20 protein-coding genes are annotated in these 18434 nt (G+C 70.7%); 14 read left to right on the plus strand and 6 right to left on the minus strand.

Annotated features, from left to right (window positions below; translation table 11 throughout):
* Positions 1-16 precede the first annotated feature (16 nt).
* From ABZX22_RS34080 to ABZX22_RS34100, 5 genes are all read left to right on the plus strand, one after another.
* Positions 17-274, plus strand: coding sequence for a DUF3039 domain-containing protein (locus ABZX22_RS34080; RefSeq protein ID WP_354917359.1), 258 nt, complete (start codon positions 17-19; stop codon positions 272-274).
* Positions 275-384: 110 nt separating this feature from the next.
* Positions 385-1809, plus strand: coding sequence for a M43 family zinc metalloprotease (locus ABZX22_RS34085; RefSeq protein ID WP_354917361.1), 1425 nt, complete (start codon positions 385-387; stop codon positions 1807-1809).
* 135 nt (positions 1810-1944) lie between these two features.
* Complete coding sequence (locus tag ABZX22_RS34090) at positions 1945-3228, plus strand: MFS transporter (protein ID WP_354917363.1); 1284 nt, start codon at positions 1945-1947, stop codon at positions 3226-3228.
* Positions 3229-3301: 73 nt separating this feature from the next.
* A complete protein-coding gene (locus ABZX22_RS34095; protein WP_354917366.1) occupies positions 3302-4048 on the plus strand; it encodes a hypothetical protein in 747 nt (248 codons plus the stop codon).
* A gap of 115 nt (positions 4049-4163) precedes the next feature.
* Positions 4164-5915, plus strand: a complete 1752-nt coding sequence (locus ABZX22_RS34100) for a DEAD/DEAH box helicase (RefSeq protein WP_354917369.1) — start codon at positions 4164-4166, stop codon at positions 5913-5915.
* Positions 5916-6038: 123 nt separating this feature from the next.
* On the opposite strand, the gene ABZX22_RS34105 is transcribed toward ABZX22_RS34100, so the two are convergent.
* From ABZX22_RS34105 to ABZX22_RS34115, 3 genes are all read right to left on the minus strand, one after another.
* Positions 6039-6563, minus strand: coding sequence for a hypothetical protein (locus ABZX22_RS34105; RefSeq protein WP_354917373.1), 525 nt, complete (start codon positions 6561-6563; stop codon positions 6039-6041).
* Positions 6564-6685: 122 nt separating this feature from the next.
* Positions 6686-7255: a nicotinamidase gene (locus ABZX22_RS34110; RefSeq protein WP_354917376.1), complete on the minus strand. Its 570-nt coding sequence runs from the start codon at positions 7253-7255 to the stop codon at positions 6686-6688.
* Positions 7256-7322: 67 nt separating this feature from the next.
* On the minus strand, positions 7323-8612 hold the full coding sequence (locus tag ABZX22_RS34115) for a nicotinate phosphoribosyltransferase (protein WP_354917379.1): 1290 nt from the start codon (positions 8610-8612) through the stop codon (positions 7323-7325).
* A gap of 40 nt (positions 8613-8652) precedes the next feature.
* Here ABZX22_RS34115 and clpS point away from each other — a divergent pair, with 40 nt between their 5' ends.
* From clpS to ABZX22_RS34140, 5 genes are all read left to right on the plus strand, one after another.
* The gene (gene clpS, locus ABZX22_RS34120; protein ID WP_354917382.1) at positions 8653-8946 is read left to right on the plus strand and encodes an ATP-dependent Clp protease adapter ClpS; all 294 of its coding nucleotides are present in this window, start codon (positions 8653-8655) and stop codon (positions 8944-8946) included.
* A 10-nt stretch (positions 8947-8956) separates the two neighbouring features.
* On the plus strand, positions 8957-9481 hold the full coding sequence (locus tag ABZX22_RS34125; RefSeq protein ID WP_354917384.1) for a DUF2017 domain-containing protein: 525 nt from the start codon (positions 8957-8959) through the stop codon (positions 9479-9481).
* 138 nt (positions 9482-9619) lie between these two features.
* On the plus strand, positions 9620-10024 hold the full coding sequence (locus tag ABZX22_RS34130; RefSeq protein ID WP_354917387.1) for a M67 family metallopeptidase: 405 nt from the start codon (positions 9620-9622) through the stop codon (positions 10022-10024).
* A gap of 196 nt (positions 10025-10220) precedes the next feature.
* Complete coding sequence (locus ABZX22_RS34135; RefSeq protein WP_354917390.1) at positions 10221-10499, plus strand: MoaD/ThiS family protein; 279 nt, start codon at positions 10221-10223, stop codon at positions 10497-10499.
* A gap of 493 nt (positions 10500-10992) precedes the next feature.
* The gene (locus ABZX22_RS34140) at positions 10993-11940 is read left to right on the plus strand and encodes a cysteine synthase (RefSeq protein WP_354917393.1); all 948 of its coding nucleotides are present in this window, start codon (positions 10993-10995) and stop codon (positions 11938-11940) included.
* Between the two features lie 128 nt (positions 11941-12068).
* Here ABZX22_RS34140 and ABZX22_RS34145 read toward each other — a convergent pair whose 3' ends face one another.
* Complete coding sequence (locus tag ABZX22_RS34145) at positions 12069-12596, minus strand: GNAT family protein (protein ID WP_354917396.1); 528 nt, start codon at positions 12594-12596, stop codon at positions 12069-12071.
* A gap of 265 nt (positions 12597-12861) precedes the next feature.
* Between ABZX22_RS34145 and ABZX22_RS34150 the strand changes: the two genes are divergently transcribed.
* Positions 12862-13542, plus strand: coding sequence for an SDR family oxidoreductase (locus ABZX22_RS34150; RefSeq protein WP_354917399.1), 681 nt, complete (start codon positions 12862-12864; stop codon positions 13540-13542).
* Positions 13543-13628: 86 nt separating this feature from the next.
* Here the strand turns inward: ABZX22_RS34150 and ABZX22_RS34155 are convergent, their stop codons facing one another.
* Together ABZX22_RS34155 and ABZX22_RS34160 are read right to left on the minus strand one after the other, a co-directional pair.
* The gene (locus tag ABZX22_RS34155; protein WP_354917476.1) at positions 13629-15437 is read right to left on the minus strand and encodes a DUF3352 domain-containing protein; all 1809 of its coding nucleotides are present in this window, start codon (positions 15435-15437) and stop codon (positions 13629-13631) included.
* 101 nt (positions 15438-15538) lie between these two features.
* Positions 15539-15856 (minus strand): hypothetical protein, encoded by a 318-nt coding sequence (locus ABZX22_RS34160; RefSeq protein WP_354917402.1) that lies wholly within the window; start codon positions 15854-15856, stop codon positions 15539-15541.
* A 109-nt stretch (positions 15857-15965) separates the two neighbouring features.
* Between ABZX22_RS34160 and ABZX22_RS34165 the strand changes: the two genes are divergently transcribed.
* From ABZX22_RS34165 to ABZX22_RS34175, 3 genes are all read left to right on the plus strand, one after another.
* Positions 15966-16757, plus strand: a complete 792-nt coding sequence (locus tag ABZX22_RS34165) for a thioesterase family protein (RefSeq protein WP_354917405.1) — start codon at positions 15966-15968, stop codon at positions 16755-16757.
* A gap of 72 nt (positions 16758-16829) precedes the next feature.
* Positions 16830-17654 carry a glutamate racemase gene (gene murI / locus ABZX22_RS34170; protein WP_354917408.1) on the plus strand — a complete coding sequence of 275 codons (825 nt, stop codon included), beginning with the start codon at positions 16830-16832 and terminating at the stop codon, positions 17652-17654.
* Positions 17651-18403 (plus strand): MBL fold metallo-hydrolase, encoded by a 753-nt coding sequence (locus tag ABZX22_RS34175; RefSeq protein WP_354917411.1) that lies wholly within the window; start codon positions 17651-17653, stop codon positions 18401-18403. Before murI ends, ABZX22_RS34175 begins: the two co-directional genes overlap by 4 nt.
* Positions 18404-18434 lie beyond the last annotated feature (31 nt).

Below are 18434 nucleotides of genomic sequence, written 5' to 3' on the forward strand. Positions count from 1 at the left end.
GCATAGACTCGTTGGCGTGAGCACGAAGATCCTTCCTGAGCAGGAAACCACGCCGCGGCTCTCGCATGGCGACGGCGACCACGAGCGGTTCGCCCACTACGCCGACAAGCACAAGATCACCGAAAGCATGGTGACCGGCACGCCGATCCGCGCCCTGTGCGGCAAGGTATGGGTGCCCAGCCGCGACCCCAAGAAGTACCCCGTCTGCCCTGAATGCAAGGAAATCTATGGGGGTCTCCCCAAGGGCGGAGACGGGGACGACAACAAGCAGTAACAAGCAGTAACAAATAGTGAGTGTCGATCACGGGTGATCGCCCCACGGTGCAGCTAAGGTCGCGATGTTGACCAGCTCATGCCGTATCGGGGGATTGCATGGCTCGGCGCGTGTCTGCCGCTGCTCTGATGTGCCTGCTCGCTGTCGGGCACGTCGCCGTACCACCCGCGGAAGCCTCCGCGACCACACCTGAGGGCTGCCGGCCCGCCATACAGGCCGCCCACGGGCATGCCGCGGGTGGCCGCGCCGAGCCCGACCACCACGAACCCGTCGATGACGTGCTCGCCGACCTTCAGGAGCGGCTGCGCGGGCGGTCGGCGGGCCCGGCGGCCTCGGTCACCGTGCCGCTGTGGGTGCACGTGCTGACCGACGGCAACCTGCGGCCCACCGACGAGGCGGTCGCCAGCCAGGTGGCCATCATCAACGCGGCCTACGCGGGCTCGTACGGCGGCGCCGACACCGGCATACGCTTCCGTCTCGACGGCGTGACCATCACGAACCGGCCGCAGTGGTTCGCCAACCCGCTGGCCAACGACACGGCGATCAAGACGGAGCTGCGCCGGGGCGGGTCCGACACGCTCAACCTGTACATCGGCCAGCTCACCCCCCTGATGCTCGGCTACTCGACCTATCCGTTCTGGTACCAGACCATGCCGCGCACCGACGGCGTCGTGGTCGACTGGCGCAGCCTGCCGGGCGGCTCGCTGGCCAACTTCAACGGCGGGCGCACCGCCGTCCACGAGATCGGGCACTGGCTCGGGCTGTTCCACACCTTCGAGAACGGCTGCACGGGGACCGGTGACGGAGTGGACGACACGCCGCCGCAGGCGCAGCCGACCGCGGGCTGCCCCGAGGGCAAGGACACCTGCGCCCAGCCGGGTCTCGACCCGATCCACAACTACATGGACTACAGCTATGACGGGTGCATGACGGAGTTCACCCAGGGTCAGGCGGTCCGCATGCACGAGATGTGGGCGGCCTACCGGGCGCTGCGGTCGGAGGCGGCCTCGGCGGGCGCCCAGCTCGCCCCGGCGCAGGCCGGCTCCCAGGCCGTCACCACGGCCGGGACGGCCGCCCAGCCGGCCCCGGCTGCCACGGGCGCCCAGCAGCCTGCTCCGCCCGCAGTCGTGGGCCAGCAACCGGCGCCGGCCGCCGTGGGGCAGCAACCGGCCCCGGCCTCGGCGGGCTCCCCGCAGCCCGCCCCCGCTTCAGGGGGCCAGCAACCCGCATCGGCCGCCGCGGGATCCCAGGCGCCCGCCGCGGCTCCCTCGGGCCAGCAGCCCGCCCCTGCTTCCACGGGCGCCCAGCAGGGGGCTCCGGCTTCCGGAGGCGCCCAGCAGGGAGCCCAGCCCGGTGCCCAGCCCGGTGCGGCGGCCGCGGGCGGCGCGCCTGCCGGCTCCCCGGCTCAGCCCGGCCCTGACTCCGAAGACTTCCCGATCGTGCCGGTCATGATGGACGTCCTGCCCGACGGGCCGATGGCGGGCAGGCCGGTGCGCATCAAGCCGAGGAAGGTCACCCCCGTCAGGGGCCGCTGAGGCGGCGACAAGGTGTGATTCCGGTGCAACTAGGATGTTGGGGTGACAGCACCGAAGAGTCTCGACACTCCATACGCACCTCCTCGAATCTTCGGTCCTGAGTACCGCACGGCGACCATCGGCATCCTGCTCTGCGTGACTCTCGTCGCCTTCGAGGGGATGTCCGTCGGCGTCGTGATGCCCGCGATCTCACGCGAGCTCGACGCCCTCGACCTGTACGGCATGAGCTTCTCCGCCTTCCTCATCGCGGGGCTGTTCGCCAACGTCGTGGCCGGGCTGTGGTCGGACCGCAAGGGCCACGCGCTGCCGTTCGTGGCCGGTGTCGCGCTCTTCGTCGTCGGCATGGCGCTGGCCGGCGCGGCGACCACCAAGGAACTGTTCGTGCTGGCCAGGGTGGTGCAGGGGCTGGGTGGCGGCGCCGCCATCGTCGCCATCTACGTCATGATCGCCCGTGTCTACCCGCCGGAGGTCAGGCCCAGGGTCTTCGCGGGGCTCTCGGCCGCGTGGGTGGTGCCTGCGATGGTGGGCCCCGCGGTCGCGGGGCTGGTGGCCGACTCCGTCGGCTGGCGCTGGGTTTTCTACGGCATCTGCCCGCTGGTCGTGCCCGCGCTGGTCATGCTGCTGCCGGCGCTCAGGCAGAGCGTCCACGACGGCGCCGAGTCCGGCTCGGGCGCGGCGCTGCGGATCCTGTCGGCCGGGGCCACCGCGGCGGGCGCGGGAGTGCTGCTGTTCGGCGTCGACCAGATGCACAGGTCCGCCGTCATCGGCGCGCTGGCGACCCTGGGCGGCGCGGGCCTGCTGGCGTTCGGGCTGCCGAGGCTGCTGCCGCCTGGCGCACTCAGGCTGGCCCGCGGACTGCCCACCACGATCATGCTGCGCGGCATGTACTCCGCGGCCTTCTTCGGCGTCAACTCCTTCATCCCGCTCGTCCTCACCCAGGTCCAGCACTTCGGCACCGCCCAGGCGGGCATCGCGCTCACCACGGGCGCTCTCGGCTGGTCGGCCGGCTCCTACCTGCAGAGCAAGCGCGCCTTCCCGCCGGAGAAGCTGCTGCGTACCGGCGCCGTGGCGGTCCTGCTCGGCGTGCTGGCCACGATGCTGACGGTGCTGCCCGCCTTCAGCGGCTGGATCGCCGTGCCCGCCTGGATCATGGCCGGCCTCGGCATGGGCATCTCCGTCACCACGGTCAGCGTGACCATGATGCGGCAGTCGCCGGAGGCCGAGCAGGGCAAGAACTCCGCGGCCCTGCAGGTCATGGACACCCTCGGCTCGGCGCTGGCCATCGGCGTCGGCGGCGCGCTGATCAACCTGATCGGCCACGCGCCCGCCGAGATCAGCACCGGCTTCGTGGTGATCGCGCTCCTCATGGGCGCCGTCGCGCTGACGGCCCTGACCGTCGCTCCCAGGATCAGAGCCTGAACTCATCTCCCCCTCGCGCCCCAGCGATCACGAATCCGCTGATGGCCGCGCGAAGGAGTGGTAAGACGGCGCCATGGACGACGATCGCCGGGTGTGGCCCCCCGACTCCCGCGACCCGGAGCCGCCCTGGAACCCTCAGCTCAGGCGCACGGCGCGGCGATCGGACCCGGAGCCGCGGCCCGAGTCGCTGCCGCCGTCGGCCCGCCTGTACGGCGCCCCCGCCGCGCCGCGGAGGGCCGTCGGCCGGTGGCGTTCCAGGGTGGGGGCGGTGCTCGCGCTGGCGGTCGCGGGCGGGCTGGGGACCGGGCTCGTCGTGATGGCGTTGCGGCAGGCCGTACCTGAACAGGCGCCGGCGGCGCGGCTGGTCGACGCGGCGGCCGGCGTCGCGATCCCGCTGCCCGAGGGGTGGTGGCAGGACCCCCTGCCGCCGGTGACGGGCTTCACGTCGGCCGCGCGCTCGGCGGGCGGGGCGCTGGTGATGGCGCGGCCCAGCGATCCGCCCGCCGCCGCCGGGTCGGCCCTGGCTCCCGCGGCGAAGGCGACCGCCGAGGCGGCCACGCTCTACGCGCGCCTGCTGCTGCACGGCGACACGGTGACCGTCGTCGATGACAGGCGCATCACCGTCGGCCCGTACGATGGGCACACGCGTTCGCTGCGCGCGGAGTACAAGGACGTGGTGAACCGACCGGCGTATCTTCGAGTGATGCTTCTCACGAAGCCGGGCAGCAGCGTGGTCGTCGTCGGCCTGCTGCAACCCGACGAAACCGCCAGCAGGCACGCGCTCGACGCGGTGATGACGAGCGTGCGACAAACCCCCTAGCACGCAGAGGTGAGCTTGGCCAGGATCCCCTTAGCACGGCACGTCCTGTCGGTGCCCCCGATTACCCTTGGGTCACTGTGAGAGAGCGAAGCACACGAGTCCCAGAGGTGATGGCGTGAGTACGTTCGCGGCATCCCACCTGTCGCCCTCCTATCCCGACCGGGCCGCATGGGGCACGGCGACCAAGCTGCGCGCGTGGCAGCAGGAGGCCTTCGACCTCTATTTCAGACGCGAGCCACGGGACTTCATGACCGTGGCGACCCCGGGGGCAGGCAAGACGACCTACGCGCTGCGCATCGCCAGCGAACTGCTCGCGCAGAACGTGATCAGGGCGATCACCATCGTCACGCCGACCGAGCACCTGAAGCGTCAGTGGGCCGACGCCGCCGGGCGGGTCGGCATCGCGATCGACCCCGAGTTCAAGAACAGCCAGGGCACCACCTCCCGCGACTACACCGGTGTCGCGGTCACCTACGCCCAGGTCGCCATGCACCCCGCGCTCCACCGGGCCCGCACCGAGGCGCGCAAGACCCTCGTCATCTTCGACGAGGTCCACCACGCGGGTGACGCCAAGTCGTGGGGCGACGGCATCCGTGAGGCCTTCGAGCCCGCCACCCGGCGCCTGCACCTGACCGGCACGCCGTTCCGCTCCGACGACAGCCCGATCCCCTTCGTCGAGTACGCCGACGACGCCGAGGGCTTCAAACGCAGCGTCTCCGACTACTCCTACGGCTACGGCCCCGCCCTGGCCGACGGCGTCGTCCGCCCCGTCATCTTCCTGGCCTACTCGGGCGAGATGAAGTGGCGCACCCGCGCGGGCGACGAGATCGCCGCCACGCTCGGCACCCCGCTGACCAAGGACCAGCTCTCCCAGGCCTGGCGGGCCGCCCTCGACCCGAAGGGCGACTGGATCCGGCAGGTCATGCAGGCCGCCGACCGCCGCCTGACCGAGGTACGGCGCGGCGTGCCCGACGCGGGCGGCCTGGTCATCGCCACCGACCATGAGGCGGCCCGCGCCTACGCCCGCCACCTGCGCAACATCACCGGCGAGGGCGCCACGGTCGTGCTCTCCGACGACCCAGGCGCGTCCAAGAAGATCAAGCAGTTCGCCGCCTCCCAGGACCGCTGGCTGGTCGCCGTCCGCATGGTCTCCGAGGGTGTCGACATCCCGCGCCTGTGCGTCGGCGTCTACGCCACCTCGACCTCCACCCCGCTGTTCTTCGCCCAGGCGGTCGGACGTTTCGTCCGGGCCCGCAAGCGCGGCGAGACCGCCTCGGTCTTCCTGCCCTCGGTGCCGACCCTCATGGGGCTGGCCAACGAGATGGAGGTCGAGCGCGACCACGTCCTCAACAAGCGCCCGCCGGAGGACGGCCTCGACGACAGCCTGCTCGACGACGCCAACCGCAGGAAGGACAGCCCCGACGTCCTCGGCGACGAGCTGCCGTTCGAGACGATGGAGACCTCGGCGACCTTCGACCGGGTGCTGTTCGACGGCGGCGAGTTCGGCACGGGCGCCGCGGTCGGCTCGGCCGAGGAGGAGGACTTCCTCGGCCTGCCGGGGCTGCTGGAGCCCGACCAGGTCGCCTCGCTGCTGCGCAAGCGCCAGGCCGACCAGCAGGCCGCCAAGCGGCGCGCGGCCAAGCCCGCCGAGCCGGAGCTGTCGCCCCACGAGCGGCTGGCCGAGCTGCGCAAGGAGCTCAACGGCCTGGTGGGTGCCTGGAACCACCGCACCGGGCAGCCCCACGGGGTGATCCACTCCGAGCTGCGCCGCTCGTGCGGCGGTCCGCCGATCGCGCAGGCGACGGGCGAGCAGGTGCAGGAGCGCATCGACAAGATCCGCCAGTGGGCGACGCAACGATCCCGCTGACCCGCTGACGACGAAGCGGCCACCAGGGTGCACCTGGTGGCCGCTTCGTCGTTGTGGCGCTGACGGCGAGGAGTCCGTGGCGCGGCCGTACGGACGCGCTGCGCGGAGCCTGCCGGGAGGGCGTCAGGGATCCTGCCGATCGGCGATGTCGCGTCCGGTGCGCCCGTCGACCGGCTGGTAGCGGGTGCGCTGCGGCACCTCGATGGCCATCCGCAGCCACGCCGTGTCGCCCACGACGTGGACGGGGACGGTGCGCGCCCCCTTGGGCCGGCTGTCCCAGGGACCTTCGTGCACCCAGACCCGCAACTGGCGTCCCTTCGGGCGCAGGACGACCTTGGCGGTCTGGCACTCGTCGGGCCGCGCCGACCAGAACAGCTCCAGGCGCTGGTGGTCCCTGGCCAGCCGTGCCGTCTGCGGGACGGGCGCCCGCGCCGGGCACTGCGCCGCGATCGGCCGCGGGGGAGCGGGGACGTCGTGCGCGACGACGTCGGAAGCCTCGTGGCCGGGGCTCAGCACCACCGTCGCCCCCTCCAGCGCGGCCAGCGTGAGCAGGGCGCCGATCCTGGCCGTGACGCGGCCGCGGAAGACGATCCACAGGCACAGCGGCGACAGCACGAGCCAGGCGAGGCCGAGAGCGATGGACAGCATGGGACGTCCTCTACGCGTCGGGTGAGCTTGCTAGCTCTCCGTAGTAGCGCGGCAGCGGAGAGTTCTCATCGCCTTGACTATCACATCATCGGGCGGTTGCGCGCTGTCTACCCGGCGTGGCGTCAGCTGACCATCGGGGCGCCGCTCAGCACGGCGCCCGCGTCCTTCAGTTGTCCCAGCGCCGCCTGCGTGGTGTTCCTGGACACGCCCGCCGTCAGGCCCAGCAGCACCCGCACCGCCAGCCCGTGCTCGACCGCGTCGAGCGCCGTGGCGCGCACGCAGTGGTCGGTGGCGATGCCGACGACGTCGACCGCGTGCACGCCGCGCTCGGCCAGCCACGTGGCCAGCGGGACACCCGACTCGGAGGCGCCCTCGAAACCGCTGTAGGCCGCCGCGCCCGCGCCCTTGCTGAAGACCTCCTCCACCTTCGAGGTGTCGAAGCTGGGGTGGAAGTCGGCGCCGCTCGTGCCCGCGACGCAGTGCGGGGGCCAGGTGGTGGCGTAGTTGGGCTCGTCCGCGAAGTGGACCCCGGGGTCGACGTGGTAGTCGCGCGTGGCCACCACGTGGTCGTAACGATGCGCTGCGACGTGCTCGCTGATCGCCTTGGCGACTGCGGCGCCACCCTGCACCGGAAGGCTGCCGCCCTCGCAGAAGTCGTTCTGCACGTCCACGATGATCAATGCGGTGCTCACACTGTCGAGCCTACTCACGACGTGCCGCTTCTGCCCGGGCGGCGGGGGCCTGTCCAGATCAGGGGGCTCAGGCGAACTCGGTCGGGATCGCCGCGTATCCCCTGCCGAGGTGCAGTGCCTCCAGCGGCAGCCGCGCGACGGCCCCGCGGTGCCGGTCGCGCGCCGCGTCCAACGGCTCCCTGCCGACGATCTCGCCGTCGCGCACCAGCTGGTGCAACAGCGCGATGCCGTCCTCCGGCGCCGAGCCGGAGGTGGTCACCAACTCGGTCTCGTAGTGCCCGCGCTCGTCGAGCAGGCGGAAGGCGTGCTTGCGCCCGCCGCGCGACGGCTTGCCGACCGACCGCTTGGCGACGGGCTCCAGCGTCCCCTCGGCCGTCTCCCTGGACACCATCTTGTAGACGAGTGCGGCCGTGGGCACGCCCGAGCCCGTCACGAGCGAGGTGCCCACGCCGTAGCCGTCGACGGGCGCCGCGGCGAGCGCCGCGATGGCGTACTCGTCGAGGTCGGAGGTGACCAGGATGCGGGTCTTGAAGGCGCCGAGCGCGTCGAGCTGCTCGCGCACCTCCTGCGCGGCCGCCGCCAGGTCGCCGGAGTCGATGCGGACCGCGCCGAGGTCGGTGCCCGCCAGCTCCACCGCCGTCCGCACGGCCTCGGCGACGTCATAGGTGTCGACCAGCAGCGTCGTGCCCTTGCCGAGCGAGGCGATCTGGGCCGCGAAGGCGGCCCGCTCGCTGTCGTGCAGCAGGGTGAAGGCGTGCGCGGCCGTGCCCCTGGTCGGGATGCCGTACTCGCGCCCCGCCATCAGGTTCGACGTCGAGGAGAACCCGGCGATGTAGGCCGCGCGCGCGGCGGCGACCGCGGCCCGCTCGTGCGTACGGCGGGAGCCCATCTCGATGAGCGGCCTGGTGCCCGCCGCGTTGGCCATGCGGGAGGCCGCGGAGGCGATCGCGCAGTCGTGGTTCAGGACGGACAGGATGAGCGTCTCGAGCACGACGGCCTCGGCGAAGGTGCCCTCCACGACCATGATCGGCGAGCCCGGGAAGTAGAGGTCGCCCTCGCGGTAGCCGTACACGCTCCCGGAAAATCGGTAATCGGCGAGAAACTCCAGAGTCGGCTCGTCCACGATGCCGTGCTCCCGGAGAAAGGTGAGTTCATCCTCACCGAAACGGAAGTGCTCGAGCTCATCCAGCACCCGGCCGGTGCCGGCGACCACCCCATACCGCCGTCCTCCGGGCAAATGGCGGGCGAACACTTCGAAGACCGCCCGCCGCCCCGCCGCCCCGCTCCGCAGGGCGGCCTGCAACATCGTCAGCTCATAGTGATCTGTAAGCAACGCAGTGCTCATGGTCATACTCACGAGTTCGAGACTACGGCCCAGATAGGGCAGACTCGGGGATGTGGGTAGCACCGCTCCAATCGCCGTCGAGCGTCCTTCAACGGACGTCCGGCCCGATCTGCCATGGGTCACGATCGTCTGGAACGACCCGGTCAACCTGATGTCCTATGTGACCTACGTGTTCCAGACCGTGTTCGGCTACTCCAAGACGAAGGCCGAGAAGCTCATGATGGACGTCCACCACAAGGGCAAGGCCGTCGTGTCGAGTGGCACGCGTGAAGAGATGGAACGCGATGTGCAGATTCTTCACTCCTACGGCCTGTGGGCGACACTCCAGTCGGACTCGCTCTCGTGAGGTGGTACGGGTGAGTTCGGGTTTCAGATCCCGCCACGGCGGCGGCGTCATCGCGCAGTTCGAGGCCGCCGAGGTCTCGATCCTGCGCTCGATGGTGACGCAGGTGCTCGGCCTGGTCACGCCCGGTGAGACCGGCGACGACCCGCTGGAGCGCGCGCTGGGCATCGGCGCGGCCGAGAAGCCCACCGATCCGGTGCTGGCCCGGCTGTTCCCCTCGGCGTACGCCGACGACGCCGCGGCGAAGGAGTTCCGCCGCTACACCGAGGCGACGTTGCGGGAGGGCAAGCGGGCCGACGCGCAGACCATGCTCGACACCGCCCGCCCCGGGCGCACGGAGCTCACGGCCGAGCAGGCGCAGGCGTGGCTGCGCTCCCTCAACGACCTACGGCTGGCGCTGGGCACGCGGCTGGAGGTGACGGAGGAGGTGCACGAGGAGATCGCCGCGATGTCGGAGGACGATCCCCGGTACCCGGCGTTCGTGACCTACGACTGGCTGACCTACCTCCAGGACACCCTCGTCCGCGCGCTCTGGTGACTTCCTCCCGCCTTCCCGCTTTCCTGCTGACCCCGTCTCCCTTGGTTCCCGTCTGGTGTTTCCCGTCTGGCGGGACCGCGCGCCGGAGCGCCCCTCCGGGGTCGAGCAGCTCGTGACGGCCCGGGTAATCTCTGCAGCATGCTGACGATCTCGCAGGATCTTGTCGACAAGATCATTGCGCACGCCCGTGCCGATCACCCCGACGAGGCGTGCGGGGTGATCGCCGGTCGTGACGGCGTTCCTGAGCGGTTCGTCCCGATGGAGAACGCCGAGCGCTCACCCACCTTCTACCGCTTCGACTCGATCGAGCAGCTGAAGGTGTGGCGGGAGATGGACGACCGCGACGAGGAGCCCGTCGTGATCTACCACTCCCACACCTCCACCGAGGCCTACCCCTCGCGCACCGACGTGTCCTACGCCTCCGAGCCGAACGCGCACTACGTCCTCGTCTCGACCAGGGAGGAACTCGGCGACCAGCCCGAGCTCCGCTCGTACCGCATCGTCGACGGGGTGATCACCGAGGAAGAGGTGACCATCACGTGAGACGGCGAACCGTGGCGATCCGCGCCGTGGGTACACTGCTGTCCATGACGGTCCGGCCTGTGCAGAGCTTCCTCTTCGCGCACACTCCGTCCGTCGTCGTCTACGACTGTCGCTGACCGGCGGTTTCACGGAATCCCAGATCCCGCACCGGTGTTTGCCCGGTGGACGACGACTTGAACGAGGAGACTGACCCGCGATGGCCATCGAGGTTCGCATCCCGACCATCCTGCGCAACTACACCGACGGCGCCAAGGCCGTCAACGCCGAGGGCGCCACGCTCGACGAGCTGATCAGCAACCTGGAGGCCCGGCACCCGGGCATCAAGGAGCGCCTGGTCGACCAGGGCGCGCTGCGCCGTTTCGTGAACGTGTACCTGAACGACGAGGACGTCCGCTTCCTCGGCGGGCTCGAGACGCCCGTCTCGGACGGCGACACCGTGACCGTGCTCCCGGCCGTCGCGGGCGGCTCCCGCTAACCCTCCGCGCCAGCCCGGTCGCCTCTCGCTCGCGCCGAACGGTCTCGTCCGGCCTGGTCCGGGCCGAACCGGCTCCGTTCCTCCCGATCCGGGCCGGAGGGCTCCGTCCGGCCGACCCGGTGGAACGACCAGTAGGCACACCTGAGGGAACGGCGCACCCTGCTGGGGCCCGTTCCCTCCGGGGAAGCGCTCGGGCGGCGGCCGGATCAGGCCGTGCCGCCCGCTCCGAAGCCGGCACGCCGATCAGTCTTCCCGAGCCGGCCCGGCCACCGAGCCGTCCGACCCCGTCAGATCGGTGCCGCCGGCCACCGAGCCGTCCGGCCACGTCAGATCGGTGCGGGCCGGCCGTCCGATCCTGGTTGGTCGGTGCGGTCCGTGCGGTCCCGGACGACGGCCGGGTCGCCGCCCGGCGGGCGGACGCCGGAAGCCTCGTGGCACGATTCGTCATGTCACATCCAGATCCCTGTGAACGCCGAAGCGGAAGCCGTAGACCATGCGCTTTGACTCTCTGATCGACTCGGTCGGTCGCACGCCGCTCGTGGGCCTGCCCAGGCTCTCGCCTTCCGACGACGTCCGGATCTGGGCCAAGCTGGAGGATCGCAACCCCACGGGCTCGATCAAGGACCGTCCCGCCCTGTGGATGATCGAGCAGGCGGAGAAGGACGGCCTGCTCACCCCCGGCTGCACGATCCTGGAGCCCACCAGCGGCAACACCGGCATCTCGCTGGCCATGTCGGCCAAGCTGAAGGGCTACAGGCTGATCTGCGTCATGCCCGAGAACACCTCCGAGGAGCGTCGCCAGCTCCTCCGGATGTGGGGAGCGGAGATCATCTCCTCACCAGCGGCGGGCGGCTCCAACGAGGCGGTCAGGAGAGCCAAGCAGCTCGCTGCCGAGAACCCCTCATGGATCATGCTCTACCAGTACGGCAACCCGGCCAACTGGCGCTCCCACTACGAGTCGACGGGCCCCGAGATCCTCGAGGACCTGCCCACCGTGACGCACTTCGTCGCGGGACTCGGCACCACGGGCACGCTCATGGGCGTCGGCCGTTACCTGCGCGAGCACGTGCCCGGCGTGCAGATCGTGGCCGCCGAGCCGCGCTACGGCGAGCTGGTGTACGGCCTGCGCAACGTCGACGAGGGCTTCATCCCCGAGCTGTACGACGAGTCGGTGCTCACCACGCGGTTCTCCGTCGGCTCCGGTGACGCGCTGCGCCGTACCAGGGAACTGCTGGCGTCGGAGGGCATCTTCGCTGGGGTCTCGACCGGCGCGGCCCTGCACGCGGCGCTGGGGATGGCGGCCAAGGCGGTCAAGGCGGGGACGCGGGCCGACATCGTGTTCGTGGTGGCCGACGGCGGGTGGAAGTACCTGTCGACCGGTGCCTACGAGGGAACCCTCGACGAGGCGGAGAGCAGGCTCGAAGGCCAGCTCTGGGCCTGATCCCGGCCAGGGGGCTCGGCCCTGGCCGCGGTGCCCTCCCCGGCACCGGGTCACTCCGCCAAGCCCCGCTGGGCTCGGCGGTGGCGAGAGGGCAGGACAGCTTCGTACTGATCGCAGACCCTGGGTGTCTAGCGCAGCTCGGACTCCAGCAGTCCCATCATGAGGAAGTCGTGACGCGTGCCCCTGCTGCGGAAGGCCTCCCTGCGCCTGCCCTCCTCGACGAAGCCCACCTTCTTGTACACGTGGACGGCGGCGGCGTTGTCGGCGACGACCCAGAGCATGATGCGGTGCAGGCCGATCTCCTCGAAGGCGTACCGGCAGATCACCCGCAGCGCGTCGGTGGCGTGGCCGCCGCCCCAGTGGTCGCGGTCGCCGATCGCGATGCTCTGCAGGGTGGCCTCGCCGTGCACGAAGTCGGTGTCGCCGAGCGCCAGGTACCCGATCAGCTTCTCCTCGGCGAGCGTCTCGATGCCCAGCAACATCTCCTCGAAGGTGTTGCGCGGCCGGTTCTCGCCCTTCTCCTCGCTCTGCGCGAGCGAGATGGGCGGCGAGCCGTCCATCCAGCGGCCGACCTCCGGGTCGTGGTACCAGCGCCACATGAGTTCGCTGTCGGCAGGCTCCAGGGCTCGCAGGCGTACGCGCTCTCCGGTCAGCATGGGGATGTGTCTCCTTCCCTAGGGGTTCGGCGGCCACACACCTATCGAGCCGGTCGGCCGGCGCGCAACGCATTTTCCGGGACACCGGTCATGGCAGGACACGCGCCCGCCGGGCGGAGACGTCGCGACCACGGCATCCGGCGCCGCTCGGTGCCGGTGCGTCACCGCAGGTCGGGGGACGGCGGTCAGGGCGTGCCGGTACGGTCCCCGGCCGGCGTCGCCTCTCCTTCGCAGATGTAGCATCGGCAGGAGTGGAGGCGATGTCGTGATCACACTGGTGACCGGCGGGAATCGCGGGATCGGGCTGGAGGTCGGCAGGCAGCTCGCCGATCTGGGGCACACCGTCCTGCTCACCGCCCGTTCCCTGGAGGCGGCCACCGCCGCGGCGAGCCGGTTGGGGCCCGCGGCGCATCCGCTGCGGCTCGACGTCACCTCGCAGGAGAACACCGAGCGGGTGGCGGCTGAGATCGCCGACCGGTTCGGCCGCCTGGACGCGCTCATCAACAACGCCGCCATCACCTACGACACGTGGCAGCGAGCCGTCGACGCCGACCTGGACGTCGTCAGGGAGGCGGCCGAGACCAACCTGTACGGCCCGTGGCGGCTGGTCCAGGTCCTGCTGCCGCTGCTGCGCAAGAGCAGGCATCCCCGGATCGTGAACGTCTCCAGCGAGGCGGGGTCGCTGGCCGGCATGGGCGGCGGCACCCCCGCCTACACCGCCTCGAAGGTCGCGCTCAACGGCCTCACCAGGATGCTTGCCGGTGAGTTGCGGCCCGAGGGGATCCTGGTCAACGCGATCTGCCCGGGGTGGGTGGCCACCGACATGGGCGGGCCCGGTGGTCGTCCGGTCGTGGCGGGCGCGGCGGGCATCGTCTGGGCGGCCACCCTGCCCGACGACGGCCCGACGGGAGGCTTCTTCAGGGACGGCCGGCCGCTGCCCTGGTGACCGGGCGCCACGTGGGGCCGCCGCGGACGGACGGAACGAGAAGGGCCGCGTCCCGGGAGTCCCCGGGGCGCGGCCCTTTCGTCGGCTCAGTTGAACAGGACGCGGAGCGAGAAGTCGGCCTCGCCGCCGCTCTGCTTGCCGCTGAAGCCCACCGCGCTGAGGACCTTGGCGTTGGCCTGGTCGTCGCCGGAGAGGCTGTTCAGGTACAGCGGCTCGATCTTGTCCACGTCGACGAACAGGGCGAAGGTCGCGCTGGAGGCGTCGGGGATCGCGTTCTTGAAGTTCTCGCTGTCGCCCAGCGCGCCGTCCTCCGACAGCAGCTTCGCGTACTCGGGCGTGGTCGCGAGGGTGAACGTGCCGTCGCCGGGGACCTTGGCGATCTGCGGCGCGGGCTGGCCCTGGTCGGTGAAGGCCTTCTCGATCTTCCCGATGACCTCCTGCGCCTTGGCCGGGTCAGTGACGATCTTGACGCCTGCCTTGGGCATGCCGCCCTGGTCGAGGTTGGCCAGGCCGTCGCCGTCGAGCGCGACGGTCAGGTTCTTGCCGAGCAGCGTCGCCAGGTCGGCGGGCAGCGCCAAACCGTACTTCTGCTGGGCCATGTCCACGAACTGCTGGAAGCCGGCGCCCTCCTCGGTCGCGGCCAGGCTCGTCTGCAGCTCGCCCCACTGCTTGGTGATCGCCTCGTCCAAGCCGGAGATGGACAGCGCGCCCACGGTGGAGGCGGGCAGCGTGGACAGGTCGGCGGCCTGCGGGTCGCCGATCGCCATCGCCTCGGCGCCACGGACGATGCCGGCGAACTCGGCGTAGGCGGAGTCGAAGCGCAGGGCCGCGGCGAACCGGGCGTTCTTCATCTTCTCCAGCATCTGCTTCGACTGCTCGGGCAGCCCGGCCATGTCCGCCTCGGCGAACTCGACCATCTTCCCGAAGCTCATCCACGTCGACAGCACGCCGGGCTCGCCGAGCGCGTCGAGGTCGGAGCTGAAGTCGTCGCTCTCGGCGAGCGTGGGAGCCGCGGCGTACTTGTCGGCCGCCGCCTGGTCCTCGCTGAGGATCGCGTAGTCCTCGCGGAAGGCGATGCCGTACTTCTCGTCACCCATCAGCTTGGCGATGCCGGCCTTGGCCGCTTCCGCGTCCTTGACCTGGACGGCGAAGGCGACGCCGGGATCCTCGTCCTTGGCGGGCGGCGGGAGGACGGCGAGGCCGAGCCTGCTGCCGAGCCACGGGTCCACGTCCTTGGCGAAGTCGACGTCCTTCAGGTCGTCGCTGTCGGACTTGATCGCCTCGAACAGCGCCTTCCGCGGGTCGTCACCGGTGAACGTGTCCTTGGTGACGGTGAACTTCCTGGCCAGGTTGAACAGCGCGATCTTCTGGTTGGCGGCCGGGTCGAGGTCGATGCGGACATAGGCCATCGCGCCGCCGGGAAGCACCTCGTGCGGCTGCGTGCCGCCACCGCCGAGGAAGGAGGCGGCGGCCCAGACGCCGCCACCGCCGACGAGCACGACCAGAAGGGCCGCGATGCCCGCGATCAGCCAGCCCCTGCCACCCTTCTTGCCCGGCTGCGGCTGCGGCGGACCCCACCCTTCAGGGCCCTGCTGCTGCCATCCCGCCGACTCCTGCGGGGCCTGCTCGCCGTAGGAGAACTGCTGCGTCTGCTGGTACGGCGGCTGCTGGCCATAGCCCGGCTGCTGCTGCCCGTAGCCCTGCTGTCCCTGGCCGTACTGCGGTTGCTGGGGCTGCTGGGGCTGCTGCTGGTACGGCTGCTGCTGCTGGTAGTGCTGCTGGGGCGGGTAGGGCTGCTGCGGGTACGGCTGGCCGCCCTGCGGTTGTCCTTCGTTCCATCGGTAGGCCGTGGTCCGGTCCGGATCCTGGCCGCCAGGGGGAGTATTCGCCGACATCACTCAACTCACAATGTGGACTTATTGACCACAGAGAAGTTAGTGCATGTGACTAGAGAGCTGGTTGCAAAGTACTGAAACCGGAAGATTTGCCGCGCAGCCTAGACCCTGCTCAGTTCCTTGCGCAGCGCCGTGAGGTGTACTTCGCCGGTGTCGCTGGAGTCGACGGCGTCCCAGGGCACGAACGTGCAACCCGCGTAGACGACGCGGGCCAGCAGCTCCGACAGCCAGCCGAGACTGCCCTCCCGGTCTCTGGTCAGCCCGAGCATGACGGGAGCGCGATGCGCGGAGACCACGAGCCCCACGACGGTATGGCTGTGCATGGACTCGTCCCTGTTCCTGACCACGCGGACGTCGACCACGTAGCCGACCCACACGCCCCGGGCGTCCCAGACGGACTGGCCCATGAGTGCTGTCAAACCCACCATGATCCAACTCTTCCATCGAGAGGGCGTTTTCGCAGGTAGGCGCGCTGTGATCGGAATGTCGTAGAGTATGGAGCCACTAGAACTTAGTTCGGGAGAAGGTATGACCAAGTTCGACGAGGCGACGCAGGCGATCAGGATCGACGAGGGCGTCTATGACGTGTGCCTCGATCCCGGCTACTCCATCGGCGGCCCGCTCAACGGCGGATACCTGATGGCGGTGCTCCTGCGGGCCGCGGTGGACGCCTCGCCGCACGCGCACCCGGTCAGTACGGCCGTGCAGTTCCTGCGCGCGCCGCGTCCCGGGCCCGCCAAGGTGGTGGTGGAGCCGCTGAAGGCAGGAGGGACGGCGGCGTTCGCGCGGGTGAGGTTGGTCCAGGACGACGTCGCGCAGCTGGAGTCGCTGGTGACGACGGCCACCTTGACCGACGCCGAGCCGATATACGCGGATAAGTCGGTAATTGGGATGCCGGACATCGCGGAGTGCAGCAAGCTGCCCGATCCGAAGCCCGAGTCGGGGATGACGTTGAACGCGCAGCTGGAGATGCGCTTCGACCCGCCCACGATCGGATGGCTGCACGGCCGGCCCACAGGGCGTCCCGAGGCGCGCGCCTACTTCAGGATGGCCGAGCCGCAGGACCCCGACCCCTTCGTGCTCGCGCTGGCCGTGGACGCGCTGCCGCCCGTGGTGTTCTCGGCCGGGCAACGAGGCTGGGCGCCGACCGTCGACCTCACCTGGCACCTGCGCGCGCTGCCCGCTCCCGGCTGGCTCACCCTGCTGGGCAGCGGACGGCTCGTCGCCGACGGGTGGTTCGACGAGGAGGTCGAGGTGTGGGACTCGGCCGGACGGCTGGTGGCGCAGTCACGCCAGCTGGCCCGGGTGGGACGCGGCTGACGCGACCCGCCGGGCGCCCATGTGAGGATTCTTACGCTGTGGTGATCCCGCAGGTCGCCTACCCTCTGAAACGTGCCGGACGCGAGCATTGGAATCTTCGACAGCGGGGTAGGCGGCCTGACCGTCGCCAGGGCGATCATCGATCAGCTGCCCCACGAGTCCATCACCTACGTGGCCGACACGGCCCGCCAGCCGTACGGGCCGAAAAAGATCGCCGAACTACGCGGCTACGCGCTGGAGGTGATGGACCACCTCGTCGAGAACGACGTCAAGATGCTCGTCATCGCCTGCAACAGCGCCAGCGCCGCCGTGCTGCGCGACGCGCGTGAGCGCTACGACGTTCCCGTGGTCGAGGTGATCCAGCCGGCCACCAGGCGTGCCGTCAAGGCCACCCGCAACGGCAAGGTCGGCGTGATCGCGACGACCGCGACGATCGGGTCGATGGCCTACCAGGACGCCTTCGCCGCCGCCCCCGACGTCACCCTCACCAGCGTGGCCGCCCCGCGCCTGGTCGAGTACGTGGAGCGCGGCGAGACGATGAGCGACGAGCTCATCGAGGTCGTCCGCGGCTACCTGGCACCCGTCCAGGAGGCGGGGTGCGACACCCTCATCCTGGGCTGCACCCACTACCCGCTGCTGACCGGCGCCATCTCCTACGTCGCGGGCGACGACGTCACGCTCGTCTCCAGCGCGGAGGAGACGGCCAAGGACGTCTACCGGATCCTCCACGACCGCGGTCTCGCCAACGGTGCCACCTCCCCCCAGCACCGCTTCCGCGTGACCGGTGACTCCGCGCTCTTCGCCGAACTGGGCAGGCGCTTCCTCGGGCCCGAGATCCAGGCGGTCGAGCTGGCCGCTGTCGGGGGTAGCACCACCTCGAACGGGAGGTCCGCATGAAGGTGACGATCGTCGGATGCTCGGGGAGCTTTCCCGGACCCGACAGCCCAGCGTCCTGCTACCTGGTCGAGGCCGAGGGCTTCCGCCTGCTGCTCGACTTCGGCAGCGGCTCCCTGGGCCCGCTCCAGCGCCACATCGGCCTCTACGACATCGACGCCATCTGCCTGTCGCACCTGCACGCCGACCACTGCCTGGACATCTGCGGCTACCACGTGGTCCGCACCTACGGGCCGGGCGCGCCGTACCCGCGCATCCCGGTCTACGCGCCGCGCGACGCGCCCCGAAGGCTCGCCGCCGCCTACGGCATGCCGGAGGAGCCGGGCCTGGAGACCGCCTTCGAGTTCAGGCCGCTGGCGCCGGGACGGTTCGCCATCGGCCCCTTCGAAGTCACGGCGGGCCTGGTCAACCACCCCGTCGAGGCCTACGGCTTCCGCGTCGCGCACGCGGGCAGGACGCTGGCCTACTCCGGCGACACCGGCGAGTGCGCCGAACTGGTGAAGCTGGCCGACGGCGCCGACCTGCTGCTGTGCGAGGCGTCCTTCGTCGAACGCCCCGGCCTCACGCCCGACCTGCACATGACGGGGCGCCAGGCGGCCGAGCACGCGGCCAAGGCGAAGGCGGGCAGGCTCGTCCTGACCCACCTGGTTCCATGGAACGACAGCGCCACCGTGCTCGAGGAGGCCGCGCACGGCGGCTTCGGCGGGCCGATCGAGCTGGCCCGCAGCGGCGCCGTCTACGACCTGACCTGAACGGTCAAGGGCGTTCTTACACGGGGATAGG

Source organism: Nonomuraea sp. NPDC003804 (assembly GCF_040610675.1).
Lineage (GTDB): Bacteria > Actinomycetota > Actinomycetes > Streptosporangiales > Streptosporangiaceae > Nonomuraea.

Coding starts and splice junctions, on each gene's coding strand:
- ABZX22_RS34095 (WP_354917366.1), top strand. CDS start 3,302: ATGGACGACGATCGCCGGGTGTGGCCCCCCGACTCCCGCGACCCGGAG.
- ABZX22_RS34105 (WP_354917373.1), bottom strand. CDS start 6,563: ATGCTGTCCATCGCTCTCGGCCTCGCCTGGCTCGTGCTGTCGCCGCTG.
- ABZX22_RS34130 (WP_354917387.1), top strand. CDS start 9,620: ATGCTGACGATCTCGCAGGATCTTGTCGACAAGATCATTGCGCACGCC.
- ABZX22_RS34135 (WP_354917390.1), top strand. CDS start 10,221: ATGGCCATCGAGGTTCGCATCCCGACCATCCTGCGCAACTACACCGAC.
- ABZX22_RS34140 (WP_354917393.1), top strand. CDS start 10,993: ATGCGCTTTGACTCTCTGATCGACTCGGTCGGTCGCACGCCGCTCGTG.
- ABZX22_RS34145 (WP_354917396.1), bottom strand. CDS start 12,596: ATGCTGACCGGAGAGCGCGTACGCCTGCGAGCCCTGGAGCCTGCCGAC.
- ABZX22_RS34155 (WP_354917476.1), bottom strand. CDS start 15,437: ATGTCGGCGAATACTCCCCCTGGCGGCCAGGATCCGGACCGGACCACG.
- ABZX22_RS34165 (WP_354917405.1), top strand. CDS start 15,966: ATGACCAAGTTCGACGAGGCGACGCAGGCGATCAGGATCGACGAGGGC.
- ABZX22_RS34175 (WP_354917411.1), top strand. CDS start 17,651: ATGAAGGTGACGATCGTCGGATGCTCGGGGAGCTTTCCCGGACCCGAC.